This is a genomic window from Pirellulales bacterium (assembly GCA_035499655.1).
GTDB lineage: Bacteria > Planctomycetota > Planctomycetia > Pirellulales > JADZDJ01 > DATJYL01.
Window position 1 is genome coordinate 1 of sequence record DATJYL010000047.1, and the last position, 14,933, is coordinate 14,933.

At 56.9% G+C, this 14,933-nt stretch carries 13 protein-coding genes and 1 other RNA gene; 8 read left to right on the plus strand and 6 right to left on the minus strand.

From position 1 onward, the window contains the following. The 3 genes from VMJ32_02955 to VMJ32_02965 form a co-directional block, all read right to left on the minus strand. A partial coding sequence (locus tag VMJ32_02955) for a pilus assembly protein PilB (GenBank protein HTQ37957.1) occupies window positions 1-609 on the minus strand: 609 nt, incomplete at its 3' end. A 107-nt stretch (window positions 610-716) separates the two neighbouring features. Beyond that, window positions 717-1,826: a type IV pilus twitching motility protein PilT gene (locus VMJ32_02960; protein HTQ37958.1), complete on the minus strand. Its 1,110-nt coding sequence runs from the start codon at window positions 1,824-1,826 to the stop codon at window positions 717-719. 527 nt (window positions 1,827-2,353) lie between these two features. After that, window positions 2,354-4,057 (minus strand): ATPase, T2SS/T4P/T4SS family, encoded by a 1,704-nt coding sequence (locus tag VMJ32_02965; GenBank protein ID HTQ37959.1) that lies wholly within the window; start codon window positions 4,055-4,057, stop codon window positions 2,354-2,356. Window positions 4,058-4,640: 583 nt separating this feature from the next. Here VMJ32_02965 and VMJ32_02970 point away from each other — a divergent pair. From VMJ32_02970 to VMJ32_02980, 3 genes are all read left to right on the plus strand, one after another. After that, complete coding sequence (locus VMJ32_02970; GenBank protein ID HTQ37960.1) at window positions 4,641-5,681, plus strand: DUF1559 domain-containing protein; 1,041 nt, start codon at window positions 4,641-4,643, stop codon at window positions 5,679-5,681. Window positions 5,682-5,823: 142 nt separating this feature from the next. Continuing rightward, window positions 5,824-6,138 carry a hypothetical protein gene (locus tag VMJ32_02975; protein HTQ37961.1) on the plus strand — a complete coding sequence of 105 codons (315 nt, stop codon included), beginning with the start codon at window positions 5,824-5,826 and terminating at the stop codon, window positions 6,136-6,138. Window positions 6,139-6,200: 62 nt separating this feature from the next. Then, window positions 6,201-6,668 (plus strand): toxin-antitoxin system HicB family antitoxin, encoded by a 468-nt coding sequence (locus tag VMJ32_02980; GenBank protein ID HTQ37962.1) that lies wholly within the window; start codon window positions 6,201-6,203, stop codon window positions 6,666-6,668. Between the two features lie 97 nt (window positions 6,669-6,765). Here the strand turns inward: VMJ32_02980 and rnpB are convergent. The 3 genes from rnpB to VMJ32_02995 form a co-directional block, all read right to left on the minus strand. After that, window positions 6,766-7,443: RNase P RNA component class A (gene rnpB, locus VMJ32_02985), an RNA gene on the minus strand. Window positions 7,444-7,532: 89 nt separating this feature from the next. Then, entirely contained in the window at window positions 7,533-8,318 is a 786-nt protein-coding gene (locus tag VMJ32_02990; protein HTQ37963.1) for a hypothetical protein, read from the minus strand. A 178-nt stretch (window positions 8,319-8,496) separates the two neighbouring features. Then, entirely contained in the window at window positions 8,497-9,531 is a 1,035-nt protein-coding gene (locus tag VMJ32_02995) for a TIGR01212 family radical SAM protein (GenBank protein HTQ37964.1), read from the minus strand. 169 nt (window positions 9,532-9,700) lie between these two features. Between VMJ32_02995 and VMJ32_03000 the strand changes: the two genes are divergently transcribed. The 5 genes from VMJ32_03000 to VMJ32_03020 form a co-directional block, all read left to right on the plus strand. Then, window positions 9,701-10,177 carry an FHA domain-containing protein gene (locus tag VMJ32_03000; protein ID HTQ37965.1) on the plus strand — a complete coding sequence of 159 codons (477 nt, stop codon included), beginning with the start codon at window positions 9,701-9,703 and terminating at the stop codon, window positions 10,175-10,177. Window positions 10,178-10,271: 94 nt separating this feature from the next. After that, complete coding sequence (gene rsgA / locus VMJ32_03005; protein ID HTQ37966.1) at window positions 10,272-11,444, plus strand: ribosome small subunit-dependent GTPase A; 1,173 nt, start codon at window positions 10,272-10,274, stop codon at window positions 11,442-11,444. 291 nt (window positions 11,445-11,735) lie between these two features. Beyond that, window positions 11,736-13,154 carry a GTPase HflX gene (hflX, locus tag VMJ32_03010; protein HTQ37967.1) on the plus strand — a complete coding sequence of 473 codons (1,419 nt, stop codon included), beginning with the start codon at window positions 11,736-11,738 and terminating at the stop codon, window positions 13,152-13,154. A gap of 81 nt (window positions 13,155-13,235) precedes the next feature. Further along, window positions 13,236-14,024 carry an SDR family NAD(P)-dependent oxidoreductase gene (locus VMJ32_03015; protein ID HTQ37968.1) on the plus strand — a complete coding sequence of 263 codons (789 nt, stop codon included), beginning with the start codon at window positions 13,236-13,238 and terminating at the stop codon, window positions 14,022-14,024. A 295-nt stretch (window positions 14,025-14,319) separates the two neighbouring features. Continuing rightward, window positions 14,320-14,933 (plus strand): hypothetical protein (locus tag VMJ32_03020; protein HTQ37969.1); only part of this gene is annotated, 614 nt, incomplete at its 3' end.

Here is a 14,933-nt window from a genome sequence, read left to right on the forward strand (position 1 = left end):
GGCGTGGTCGCGAATGGCCATCAACAGCACCATGTTCAACAACTTCCTTACCGGGGCGCTGTCGGCCATGGCCTCCACGCTGGTTAAATCCAACGGCCCGTCATCGACGCCTTCTGCCGCTTTGCGGAGGTCTTCGTCATCCTCCAAGTTAGCCACCAGGCTTTCCACGCTTTCGCTGCCGGTGGTGTAAAATTTTTCCAGCGCTTTGAGCACGTCCCGCTCAGTGGCCACCCGGGCTTTAATGTTGTAACCCAGCAAGGTCCGCAGCTCGTCGCGAATGGTGAGCTTTTGCGGATCGCACATGGCGACGGTGAGCGTGTCGTCGTCGAACTCGATGGGAATGACGCGGTACAGTTGCGCCATGGGTTCGGTGACTTTGGCCAGTACGTCGGGCTCGATGTTCAACTCGCCGAGGTTGACCACACGCATGCTCATTTGCTCGGCCAGCGCCTGAGCCAACTGCTCCTCGGTGATGTAACCGAGCGATTCGGCGACTTTACCCAGCAGTTCCCCCGGCCGCCGCTTCTGTTCTTCCAGCAGCAGTTCCAATTGATCGTCCGTGATCATTCCGAGGTCGACAAAAATTTGACCGATGCGGCGAATGGCCATGGTGAGGATTCAGGGTAGGAGGAAAGTGAGTGGTTAGGGGTTGAACTGAATTCGGAATGGTTGTGGGTTTCGGTCGGTGTATTAGTTGCGGTTTTTGGTTTCGTTCTCTACGTGCGGTCTTCAATGTCTTGTTCGTCGTCGAACAGGCCGCGCTTGGCGTTGGCGATTCGCTTCGTCAGCTCGTCCAAGTTATGGGCCTTGGCGGCCACTTCTTCCTCGACCACTTTGCCTTCCTGCCAGAGTTTGAATAAATGGTCGTCCAATAACTGCATGCCGACTTTGGCCCCGGTTTGAATGGCCGAGTTGATGCGGAATGTTTTGTTTTCGCGAATCAGATTGCCGATGGCGGCATCGACCACCAGCATTTCGTAAGCAGCAATTCGTCCGCCGCCGATTTTGGGCAACAGCGCCTGCGACAACACGCCGATGATGGCCGTCGACAATTGCACGCGGATTTGTTCCTGCTGATTGGTCGGAAACACGTCGATGATGCGGTTCACCGTGCCTTGGGCCCCAGTGGTATGCAGCGTGCCAAACACCAAGTGCCCGGTTTCGGCGGCGGTGATGGCGGCTTCGATCGTGGCCAAGTCGCGCATTTCGCCTACCAGAATGACGTCGGGGTCTTGGCGCAAGGCGCGGCGAATGGCTTCGGAAAAACTGGGCACGTCGACGCCCACCTCGCGCTGATTGACCGTCGACTTTTTGTGGTAGTGATAAAACTCGATCGGGTCTTCAATGGTGATGATGTGATGATCGATGTTGTCGTTGATGTAATCGACCATGCTGGCCAGCGTGGTGCTTTTGCCCGAGCCGGTGGGGCCGGTGACTAAAAACAATCCGCGGGGACGATGACACAGCGACTTAATCACCGGCGGGGTCCCCAACTGTTCGAAGGTCAACAGCTTATTGGGAATTTGCCGCAGCACCATGCCCACGTTGCCGCGCTGCTTGAAAATGGAGCAGCGGAAGCGGCAGTAATCGCCGAAGGCCATGCCGAAGTCGGAACCGCCCACCTCCGCCAGTTCCTGTTGGCAGCGGTCGGGCGCAATGCTTTTCATCAGCGCCACCGTGTCGTCCGGCTCCAGCACTTTGGTTTCCAGCTTCCGAAGCCGGCCGTGCAATCGAAGCACCGGGGGCTGCCCGACGGCAATGTGCAAATCGCTGGCGCCTTGCTTGACAACGGCGTGCAGCAGTTTATCGATCAACAATGTGCCCATGGCATCTCCCAGAAATCACGACCGAACAAAAACGATCTCCGCCAAGTTTGAGCTCCTGACGACCGGCAGTGCCCGCGACCGGCAAGCCAAGAACGCGCGCGGCGAAAGTCCCAAGGTTTCATGCGCCAACAGGCTGCAACTTCGCCGATCGATCGGCCTAGTGTGTGCAGCGCCCAGAGGCAACTCTTCTAGGTCCGTTGACCTTCCCGGCCATTCCCGCCTAACCCCCAACCGCGGATGAATTCCCCCAATGGCTCGCCGGCCCAGCATAGAGCGCATGGATAAGTTTAAGGGGGAACGCCATCCTTGCAGATTGCCAGCAAGATTATTCGTGTCCTGGTCGACGAACTCAAGTTTCGCCCCGTTGAGGCACGGTTTGGCACGAACTGAACTTGCTAGCCGATGGGGTCCAACGGGCCGCATCAATCGCCTCATTCTCGCAAGCTGTACTCAAACGAAAGGTCGGTTTCCTCAATGATGTTTATGTATCAACGGCACGAACCACCGGCGACGCTCCAGTGAAAGCGCTAATCCTCCACCCGTTTCGCCACGCGAGTCAGTTCCTCCAGCGTTGTAATCCCCTTCAACACCTTGTTCAGGCCGTCGTTGTAAAGGGTTGTCATGCCAAGATTAATGGCGGCCCGGCGGATGATTTGCGTGGCCGCCCCTTCGAAGGCCAATTCGCGGATTTTCGACGACATTAACATCAGTTCGTAAATGCCCAACCGGCCTCGGTAACCGCTTTGTTGACAGTTATTACAGCCTTTTCCCTTCATAAACGTGGCGGCGGCGGCCATTTCGGGCGTCACGCCTGCCGCCTTCAATACCGTCTCGGAGGGCTTGAAGGGTTGTTTGCATTTTGGGCAAATCACGCGCACCAACCGCTGCGCTAACACGGCGATAACGCTACTTGAGACCAAATAAGCGGGTACTCCCATGTCAATCATACGTGTAATAGCGCCGGGCGCATCGTTCGTATGGAGTGTACTGAAAACCAAGTGTCCCGTCAAAGATGCCTGAATTCCCATCGAGGCCGTCTCTGCATCTCGCATTTCCCCAACCAAAATGATGTTGGGCGCCTGCCGTAACATTGCCCTGATGATTTTGGCAAAGTCCAGCCCAATACTGTGGCGAACCTCGACTTGATTGATTCCAGGAAGGTAATATTCGACGGGGTCTTCGGCAGTGATGATTTTGGTATCGGGCCGGTTCAATTCGTTTAGGGCGGCATACAGGGTCGTTGTTTTACCCGACCCTGTGGGCCCCGTGACCAGAATAATGCCGTTGGGGCGTTTGATCAGCTGCTTAAATTGGCGAAAATCTTCTTCCGAAAGCCCCAATTGCCGCACGCCTACCCGAATGTTGTCCTTATCTAAAATTCGCATCACCACCGACTGGCCATGATTGCTGGGCAACACACTCACGCGCAGATCGATTTCCTTTTGGGCCGCGGTAATTTTAATGCGTCCGTCCTGTGGCCGGCGCCGTTCGGCGATGTCCATTTTGGCCAGAATTTTGAGGCGTGAAAGCAACGCACCTGCCAGTCGTTTGGGGGGGCTGTCGCGCTCCACCAGCACACCGTCGATGCGGTAACGAATTCGCATGCGGTCTTCAAACGGCTCAACATGAATGTCCGAAGCCCGCAACTGGACGGCCTCGTTAATGATCAATTGCACCAGCCGGACGATTGGGGCACTGGCCTCGTCGACGACTTCTTCCGCACCGCCTGCCGCATCCTGAACGGTTTCTGTAAAGTCGATGGCCGTATCGGTGAATTCCTGGAGCATGGAGTCGGCGCTTTCGCCGTCGATTTGGCCGTAATGCTTGTTGATGGCCTCCAAAATCATTTCCCGCGGCGCCAGGGCAATTTCGATATTGCGATTGAGAATGAAGCGGAGTTTTTCACGGGTGTCGTAATCGAGAGGATCGCTCATGATGACTTTGAGCGTGCCGTCGTCTTCGGCCAGCGGCAGCACGGCGTTTTCCCGCGCGACCGATTCAGGCACCAATTCCACGACCGAGGGGGGAATGACGACTTCGTTCAAATTGACGAAGTCCAGACCGTGTTCTTGGGCCATGGCGCGCATGACATCATCGCTGCTGGCATAGCCCAGGCGGATCAGCTCTTCGCCCACGCTTTTGCGGGATTCCTTGGCGAGCTTTTTCGCCTCAGCCAATTGCTCTTGGCTGATGATGCGTTTGCGAATCAGAATTTCAGCAAAATTCGCCATGCTAACGATCAATCCCTCGAACGTGGAACATGATTAGGTTGGCGGTTACGGGCCGGCACGGAATGCGCCGGACGAGCTGTCCCTGTTCCGAATGACCTAGCCTAATTCAAGCTTTGCGCCCTGAATAGCAGGCAACGTTCCGTAATCACCTGCCGGCGCGGAAAAGTCCTGCCTGTTCACCGATTCTAAACACTCCCACGGGGCAAAAAGGCATTACCTACCTTCTATTTAGCGTAATGGGTTGCTGGGCAAGTGTCAATCAACCGCGGCCCAAGCGCGGAGGGGCGCGGACAGAAAAATGGCTGATTTAACCTGTGACTGGCCGATGAGAAAAAATCCCCCCCTGTGCAAATATTCATTGCCTGATTTGGCCAAACGTCGTTAAACTAAGGCTTGTCGCGGGGACGTTATTGTGCGTGGCCGAAACCGAAATCATGGGGACGGCCAGTCCTTTGGATGGGCTACTGAGAATCGGGTCTGCTATTTCGCGCGGATCAGCGGCCAAAATGAATGTCGCTGATCGCCACGGTAGTAAAATCGCGGATACTTGGTCTGAAATCAGTGAGCGAGGGGGGATTTCGCGATGACACGCAACGCCAAGCGCGGCTTTACCTTGGTGGAACTGTTGGTGGTGATTGCCATCATCGGCATTTTGATTGCCCTGTTGTTGCCGGCCGTGCAAGCGGCGCGGGAAGCAGCCCACCGTAGCCAGTGCGCAAACAATCTCAAGCAGTTTGGATTGGCGATGACAAATTACGATAACGCCAAAAGATCGCTTCCCCCTGGAACGAAATACTGGATCGGAGACACCGTTCCCAATGGTGCATTGTGGTATAACGAAACGACCTGGTATTTTTATGTGGCTCCGTTCATGGAAGAACAAAAGTGGGCACAATCCGTTCGGATTGATCTTTCCTTCAGCGACGCCAACAACCAGCTTGCCCGGCAGTACAAAGTTGGCGTGTTTGAGTGCCCTTCCGACAGTATGGTTCACGATGAATGGAACAGCCCCACCTGGGCGCGCTGGCGGACCAATTATGCCGTAAATTTTGGGAATACAAATTATGGCCAAACCAATCAACTCACGGCGATAGCCGCCACGACCACAGCGCCTGCGATTCCCATGACCAACTTTAAGGGAGCGCCATTTGGTCCGACAATCAAAAATGTAAATCACAGCCTGCCTTTGAAGAAAATTCTCGACGGCACCAGCCACACGCTGCTGATGGCCGAAATCCGCACGATCAAAGATTTTGGTACGACGTGGGGCGGACCGATCAGCGAAACGGAGATCGCCGTAGGTGGGTGTGCCTTTGAAGGAACTCTCACGCCCAACTCCCCGCGTGGGGATAACTCCGTGCGTGTGGCCTGTATTGCCAACAATACATGCTCGGAACAAACACCTATCCCGCTCGATGCCTTGGATGGCGTTCCCGCCTGCACCTGCGCCGGCGCTGCCGGATCGGAAGCCAACCAATACTTTGCCGCACGCAGCAAGCACGTGGGCGGAGTGAATGTTGTAGCCTGCGATGGATCCACCCACTTTATTACAGATATCATCGATCTCACCACTTGGCGCGCTCTTTCTTCCTCGAATGGGGGTGAAGGGGGCGTTGGCTTCTGAATCAGACAAGGCTACGCCAAGCCCGGGTTGCAACGCCGGGCTTTTTGTTTGCGCATAGCGCGCGGGGAGTCGCGGGGGCAACTCATCAGACGAAGATTTCAGGTTTCTGGGCCCTGAGACTCGCACGTCCGGTGAAAGGGCATTGCCGAAGCTCATCGGTGATGGGATGGCGGCGGAGTTAGCCTCGCCGGAATTAGGTCTGCGCCCCATTTCCTTCCCGGAAAAAACGACTCCTCGTCTTGCTCATTCGCCCACTTTAACGGTTCTGGCGATCTTGCGGACAGGACATTTTGTCGGATGTGAAAAAGCCGGTTGCTTATTTTTTGTGCAATCGGCCCGTTGCGCGATTTTTAGCAGGCGTGCCTGGAGTTTCGGCAGCAATGCTAGAAGTGACGTAAGTGCTATCAATGCAATGACATCGGCAATTGGCTTTGACAGCAATGAATCATTCGGTTAAATCCCCGCCAGTGTGGCCGTGGAGAACGGAGTCCGAAACCGCAAATGTCCGAGGAGGACGACATGGATAACAAACCGCAAGAAGTGATTCGCATTGCCCAAACCTTATTTCACCAAAATCCCGACTGGGTGACCTTCTTTCGCGAAGTGCTGGGCCTGGGAGGCATTGTCCGTCAGCTTTATCCGACGGCCGAAGCCTTGACCGAATTCGAGAAGACCGAACAGTACGCAGAAATTCAACAGATGCTAGCCAAGCTTCGCGTCGAGGGACCGCCGGTACCCGAAGACAAGGAACCGACCCGGGTGATAACCGTCCGCTTGCCGAAAAGCCTGCACGAGTTTTTGCAGGTGGAGGCCCATGAAAAGTGTACCAGCATGAACCAACTGTGCATTTCCAAGCTGGTGCAATGGCTGGATAGCGACCTGGCTGCTTCGAAGACCTCAGCGGGCGCTGCCGGCGGAGCTAACGGCAATTCGAAACCTCACCCTCAGATCCGCCATCAACACGAAACGGCCACCGTGGGCCTATAGTCAGACCGGGGTCGGCGGGGATTGAGGCTAAGAAATTAGGCTGTGAACAAGCCCGGGGGTTGCAACCCCTGGACTTGGCGAAAAATTCGCAAAAACGGTTCGGAGCGGACCCGTAAGCCGGGTTTTGTGCTTGGCGCGTAGGGCACGGATGCCCACCGCGCCAGTGGCGGTCATTTCTCTACGATTACGATTGCTCGCAACCTGCGGTGCAGTGCGAAAGTCGGCGAAAGGATTCGCCTCCTACAGCACGCACACTTAGCAGCCTACCCGGAAGTTCTGCCGGACCGGACCAGTCCGCTCCCCCTCACCCCAACCCTCTCCCACAAGGGGCGAGGGAGTGATGAGAAAGACTACTTCCTGTTTGGCCTTGCTCCTGGTGGGGTTTGCCTAGCCAAGTTGGTCGCCCAACCTGCTGGTGCGCTCTTACCGCACCGTTTCACCCTTACCGGGCGGAGCAGAGTGAGGATGAGAGTGACGGGTGAGTGGTAGAGTGGTGAGTAATCGAGGGTCCAGCGCCTTGATTACCACTCCACGACTCACCATTTAACCACTCACCACTCACTCCACTCCGCCAGGCGGTTTGCTTTCTGTGGCACTATCCCGAGCCTTGCGGCCGGTGGGTGTTACCCACCACCATGTCCTGCGGAGCCCGGACTTTCCTCCCGCCGAAGATTTATGTGGCCTGACCGCCGTACTGAGCCGAGGCCAAGCTTGCGCCCCGTCTTCAATCCATACGGTCGTCCCATCTTCAGCCGGCGACCACCCGGTCCGCTGCCGAACCACTGAATTGTACGATACCGACAGACGGCGGGCGCGGCAAGTTCGGGGAACGCCGTATTTGGCTGCGGATTCCATTTACGCCCGCTAATTTAATTGCGGTGGAACCGCTGGGATGGAGTCCGAGAGATCGAGCTGCCAGATGCCGTCAATTTTTTTGAACTTGAGCGTGTCCGATTTATCCACACCGCCGGGCCTGGTTTTGGCCGTTGCCGTGGCGGTATCGCCGTCGATTTTGACGTCCGCTAATTCGGCGTCGATCAAATTGCCGAAAGCGGCCTGAGTGGCCTGGCTTTTGTCGGACGCATTGTTTTCGATCCACATGTAAATATCGGCCAAGCAGGCGGGCTTATCCTTCACGTCGGCGGTTAGCTGCTTGAGAACGGTTTTCTGATCGACATTGGGCCCGACGGTGTTGAGGTCGAGTTTTTTCACGCCGTACGTGTCGAAAATTTTGCGGATGTCAGGCTCTTTGGATTGATCGAGCGCGGCGATGATGTTAAGCGTGGTGGCCATGGCGCCCAGAAGCACCTCTTGTGAATCGGGCGTCGTTTGGGCGAAGGCGGTTTTGTAATCTTTGCTTTGCATGGCGGTTTTGTAGCGACCGAAGGCGGCCTCGGGCGTGTCGCCGGTATCTTTTTCAGCAGCAGCGGGCACCGCACTGCCGTTGGCCGCGGTGCTGTCGGGGGCGGCCGTGCTGTTATTGGCCGGCGCCGTGTTGGCGGCGGGAGGAGAATTATCTGCGGCGGGGCCGGCAGCGGGATTATTGGCCGCGCCGTTGTCGGCCGGAGGCGCGTTGTCGCTGCAGCCGGCTAACAGTAGAACCGTGACAACCAGCAATAGGCAACTGAGTAAAGGATTGATGCATCGCATGGAGAAAGTCCTTTCGCCGGAAGACCCCGCGGGACGGATGGGTTTTGTATCATGCGGTTTTCATATCGCACAACCATCGAACACTGTCGCCGCTGGTGGGCCGCTCGTCAAGTAGATGGGGTGCTAAGTGTGCGGGGCATTAGCACAGAACAGCACCCCGACCGATACGGTCGGGCTATCAATGATGTTTTCCCTGCCAAGTGTCGCGGCGGGCAAGTTCGGCATCGAGGGCAGCCCGCAGCAGCGGCTTATCCAGGCACCACGCCGGGGCGACGAAATAATCGGGCGGGGCGTCGCCACTGATGCGCTCCACAATCATCTCCGGCGGCAGCAGCTCGAGAAAATCGACCAGCACTTGCAGGTACTCGTCGCGCTCCATCAGCCGCACTTCGCCCTGGGCCACTTGATCGGCCAGCGGCGTATTTTTTACGGCGTACAGATTGTGCAGCTTGACGGAATCGAGCCGCAGCCGCGCCACCTCGCGGGCTGTGGCCAGCATGTCGGCGTGTGATTCGCCCGGCAAGCCGAGAATGACGTGGGCGCAAATTTCGAAGCCGCGACTTCGGCTGCGCTCGATGGCATCCAAAAACGCATCGTGATGATGCCCGCGGTTCATCCAATCGAGCGAGCGGTTGTGAATGGTTTGCAGGCCATACTCGACCGACAAATAGGTGCGGCCGGATATTTCTTGGAGCAGATTTAACACGTCGTCGGGCACGCAATCGGGCCGAGTGCCGATGGCCAAGCCAACGACATCGGGATGGCCGATGGCTGCTTCGTACAAAGGCCGCAACTTTTCGACCGGAGCGTAGGTGTTGGTGGCGGGTTGGAAATAAGCGATGAAACGGTCGACGTCGTAACGCCATCGCAGCCGGCGAATGCCCTCGCTGATTTGCCCCTGCACGTCGCGGGGCGACATGCGGGGAGAGCGTCGGCTGGGGCTGAAACTGCGGTTATCGCAAAACGTGCAGCCCCCCTGGGCCACCGTGCCGTCGACGTTGGGACAGGTGAAACCGGCATCGACGCTGACTTTTTGCACCCGGCCGCCGAATTTATTCCTAAGAAAGTAGTTGTACGAAAAGTAGCGCAAGCCGCTTTGCCGCCACGCCGGATGTATAGTTGATAATGAAGTGTCGCAACCCCCGACTGCCACGCCGGTTGCGGGTTGGGTCGGGCCAGTGTCGTCAAGATTTTTCTGGTCGACCAGCGTCATTTCAGTTGACCACCGGCGGGGGGCGTGAATAAATTCAAGGGAAGCCCAAATGGAGTCAGCATCGTTCGCGCAGCCACATCTTGTTGTGCAGGCATCACGTATCGTAACGAGAACCACAAACGGGGATCAAGCACAGGGGCCCAATCCCGCGTTTTTTCCAGAGGTGTTCATGCTTGGAGAATTGATTCCGGTCGGCGGCGGCGACGACATCACGATGAACAAGCCCGAATTGTTGATTGGGCGACGCGAAAGTTGCGATATTGTGCTGCGGTTTCCGAATGTATCGGCCCATCATTGCCAGTTGAACCTGATGGAGGGTTATTGGTACGTGAAGGATTTGGGAAGCCGAAACGGCATTAAAGTGAACGGGGTGCGCTGCCAGGAAAAGCGCTTGGATCCGGGCGACAAGCTGTCGGTGGCCAAACATGAATACGAAATCAAGTATTCGCCGACCGATTTAGGCGCCACTGGCCCACCACCGGCGGACGATTTCAACCTGCCGCAACAGATATTCGGCAAATCATTGCTGGAGCGAGCCGGATTGGCGAAGACGCCGATACGATCGCAAGACCCTGACGAACGCAAGCGGTTTGATCCGATGAACAACGAAGCCGGGCAAATCAAGGATAAAAATAAGCCGGTTTAATCAAGCGGTTAGCAATTAGCAGTTAGCGATTAGCCGGCAAAAATGCTTTCATCGTTCGGCTAATTGCTAATCGCTAGTTGCTCATTGCTTTAATATGTCTAAACGCAAAATCCGCGCAGATTTTCGGAAGAACCGCACGCCGCGGCAGCGCTCCACGGATTTAACGCGCCGCTTTGAGCGCGAAGATTACGACGACCAGATCGATGAGCCCCGCGAGGAACGGATCAGCGGCAAGGGAGAAATGTCGCGGAAGCGAACCGTGGTGGGTTCCGATTCTCCAGAAGAAAACGCGGGCTTCGCGGTCCAGCCGGAAATAGATTTGGCAACATGCCGGCCGGGGCGCGTGTTGGCCGTTCACGGCTTGCTCAGCGTGGTGGAGGCGGAAGACGGAACGTATTTCCGTTGCACCATGCGCAGATTGCTGAGAACGCTTTCCACCGAACAACGGCACGTGGTGGCAGCAGGCGATCGGGTTTTGTTTTGTCCAGCTGATCGACAGAACGCGGGCGCTATCGGTGTTGATCGCACCATGCCGGAAGGGAACATCGAACGCATTGAGCCCCGCCGCAGCGTGCTTAGCCGGACGGTGCGCGGCAAGCAACACGTGATCGTGGCCAACGTGGATCAAATGGTGATCGTCTCCAGCGCCGCTGAGCCGCGATTGAAACCCGGGTTGATCGACCGGTTTCTGATCAGTGCGGAAAAGGGAAAGTTTCGGCCGGTGGTGTGCATCAACAAAATCGATTTGGTCGAGCCGGCCGATTTGCAACCGCTGATCGGCGTGTACAGCCGGATGGGTTACCAGGTGCTCATGGTTTCGGCCATGCAGGGACATGGCATCGAACGGTTGCGAACCGAATTGAACGGCCGCTGCAGTGTGGTCGTGGGGCAAAGCGGCGTCGGGAAAACTTCGCTCTTGAATGCCGTCGATCCGGAGTTGGATTTGCGCGTGGCGGCGGTCAGCGCCGAAACGCAAAAGGGGAAGCATACCACCACGGCCGCCCGATTGTTGCGATTGACCGGCAGCACCGGCTACGTGGTCGATACGCCGGGAGTGCGCCGCTTTGAGTTGTGGGATGTCATCCCGGCGGAAGTAGGCGGGTATTTCCGCGATTTGCGGCCGTTCATCAATCGCTGCAAATTCCCTAATTGCACGCATCGCCACGAGGCCGGGTGCGCCGTCAAAGACGCCGTGGCCGACGGCTGGCTCGATGCCCGGCGGTATGAAAGTTATTGCTTGCTGTTTGAAGGGGGCCAAACCGATTGAATGTAGCCGCTGAACAAATACTGAACAAACTGGGACCGAATAAGATTTTTTTGCTAAAACTGATACAAATCGTGCTCACTCCTTCGATATAATGTTCGCAGCCTGTCGGAATGACCGAGTATAATGCTGGTAGGCGCTGGCCCGAACCAATCTTCCAAAAACCCTGTCTTCAAAACAACTGCTCGTAGCGAGGCTTGATGAAAAAATCGAAATGCACTTTATCTTGTGCAAGCGAAGTTTGTTGCCTCGCGGCCGGTTGGTTAACTCCTTACCCCGGAGGCAAACGAGAGCGTGATTGAACTAACTCGCACGGACAGTGTCGCCAGTGAGGCGGCGTTTCTTGTCGGCGTTCTGATGAATGGGCGCTCATCCGAGGAACACCCGCTGGACGAATTGGAAGGGCTCGCCACGACGGCTGGAGCCCGCGTAATCGGCACACTCACGCAGCGGCGTGAAGCCCCAGACGTGACCACTTACTTGGGCCGGGGAAAAGTGGAAGAACTTCAGCGGCTGGCTGCCGCTTCTGACGCCGACGTGGTCATCTTCGACAACGATTTGGCTCCCAGTCAAACGCGCAATCTGGAGCAAACCATCGGGCTGAAGGTGCTGGACCGGACGGAATTGATTCTCGACATTTTCGCCGGCCGCGCCCAAACGTACGAAGCCCGATTGGCGGTCGAGCTTGCGCAGCTTCAGTATTCGCTGCCGAAACTCAAGCGAATGTGGACGCACTTGGAGCGCATTAAAGGGGGCATCGGCATGCGCGGCCCCGGCGAAAAGCAGTTGGAAGTGGACCGCCGGCTGGTCGAAAAACGCATTCACGATTTGAGCGCCGAGTTGCAAGCCATTCATCGCCGCAAAGAACGGCAAGTGGCGGCCCGCGTCGATCGCATGACGGTTTCGCTTGTTGGTTACACCAATGCCGGCAAAAGCACGCTGATGAACGCGCTGACCGAAGCGAATGTGTTGGCGGTCGATAAATTGTTCGCCACGCTCGACACGCGCACCAGGCGATGGCAATTGCCCGGCTGGGGACCGGTGCTGCTCAGCGATACGGTCGGCTTCATTCGCGATTTGCCCCACCATTTAATCGCCAGCTTCAAAGCCACGCTGGAAGAAGCGCGGCAGGCCGATTTGCTGCTGCACGTGGCCGATGCCAGCAGTCCGATGGCCCGCGAGCAAATTACCGCGGTGTACGGCGTGCTGGAAGAGTTGGGCATTGAAGCGAAGGACACGATCTTGGTGCTGAACAAAATCGATGCTGCCACGGACCGCGGGCAAGTGGAAATGTTGCTCAGCCGGTATCCGAATGCCGTGCCGATTAGCGCCCGGCGGCAGATTGGATTGGACCGGCTGGCCGAAATTGTGAGTGCCGCACTGAGCCGGGAATTTGTCGACATCGACGTGGAAACTGGCGTCGAGAACGGCCGACTCCTGGCGTATTTGGCGGCTTACGGCGAAGTGTTGTCGCAGCGCTACAACGATTCGCGCGTGGTGGTGCATTGCCGGATTTCGCAGCGGCATTTGGGCCGCCTGCACGATGATACGGCTGTCATTCGGCCGCACAAGAATGGAAATGGAAACGGGAAGCCTGACGGAAATGGAAAGGCCGGCGTGAATGCGATGGTCGGCGGCAATGTGATCAGCGGCGGAAATGGCGATTTATATCACACCCCAGGCCAGAGCGCTCGCCCTTCGACTCACGGCTAAACCGCAAGCGAATCTCAGAACTATACCGCAAGCGGATCACATCGATCGCGCTTCATTCCAGCCACACTTACAGAATTGTTCATGCATCGCACGATTTCTGGCGCTCGAGCACTTATTACCGGCGCATCGGGCGGATTGGGGCGGGAGATTGCTCTGGAATTGGCGCGGCGGGGCGCTGCCGTGATGCTCTTTGCTCGGCGGGAAGAAAAACTGCGCGAAGTGGCAGAGGAAATCTCGAAGTTGGGCGGTGCTGGACGCGCGGAATACGTCGTCGGCGATGTTACCAAACCGGCGGACCGCAGTGCGGCGCTGGCGGCGGTGCAATCGAAATTCGGCGGGCTCGACATTCTTGTGAACAATGCCGGCGTGGGGACGCTGGCGAAGTTTGAAAATTCTGACCCGCAACTGCCGCGCACGGTGTTCGAGATCAACTTCTTCGCGCCGGTCGAACTGACCCGAGAGGCGCTACCCATGCTCAAGGCTGGCCGGCAACCGCTGCTGGTGTTGATTGGCTCGGTGGTGGGTCATCGCGGCATGCCGCAAAACAGCGATTATTGTGCCAGCAAATTTGCCCTACGTGGCTGGAGCGAATCGATGCGCGTGGAACTGGGCCCGCTGGGTATTGACGTGCTGCTAGCGAGCCCCGGTTCGACCGTAACCGACTTCTGGGACAATTTAGCTGCGAAAGAATTTGAAGTGCCGTGGTCGCTCAAGGGGGCATTGCCGGCAGACGTAACGGCCCGGACCATTGTGCGCGGCATTGCCCGCGGAAAGCGTGAAGTTGTTCCTGGATTGCAGGCGCGCACTTTCGTGAACTTAGCGCGGTGGTTCCCGCGCTTTACCGATCGCATTCTCAAGCGATTTGCCTAAAACTTGCGGCATTATCTTTACCGTAACGCCTGATCTCATGTTCGGCGTTGTGCGCGCCGCCTGTGTTAGAAGTGCGCAAAGTTATTGCTGGTTTTGGGGATTGATGTTAAAGTGGGATTTCCAATCGGGGGGAGTATTTTCCATTTCGTTCCATAGATATTGTTGAGCACCGATGCGCGATCGCCTCCGGCGAAAAGGCGGACGTAGGCTACGCAGTCGGCCCCTGAGCGCGGCTAAACAAACTTATCGATACTCTCTGCGAACACTGAGGATCGAATCGCTCGAGCCGCGCGCGATGCTGACCGCATCTAGCGCTGGTGAAAACCTGGGAATCGTGTTGCTCGATGGCGCGGCCAGCGGCGCCTTGACCACCTTTGGCGGCGGCGTGCACGTGACGGGCGGTGGGAGCCTGGTCATCGATTCCAGCAGTTCCAAGGCGGCCATTAATTACGGCAGCGGGAGTGTATCGGCCTCCCAGATCGATATTACCGGCCACGTGAAATCGTATAACCATGCAAAATTTCAAGGCACCATGGTTTATCAGTCGCCCATGGCTGATCCTATGGCCGAGCTGGTGTTGCCGTTTGACACCGGCGTGGATTACAGCGTGGTGAAGGTCCAGAGCGGGTCGCTTACCCTGTCGCCGGGCACATATTCCGGCGGCATTCATATTTCCGGCAATGCCAAGGTCACGTTGTCGCCGGGAACCTATTATCTGGACGGCGGAGGATTGTCGATTTCCGGCAATGGCAAACTCACGGGCAGCGGCGTAACCATCTTCAACGAACCGAATTCCGCCATGGATCGAATCTTCATCAGTGGCAATGGCACCGCCACATTGTCTGCGCCCAACAGTGGAGAATATCAAGGTTTGGTGTTGGTGCAGGATCCTGCGTCTTCGGCGCAGTT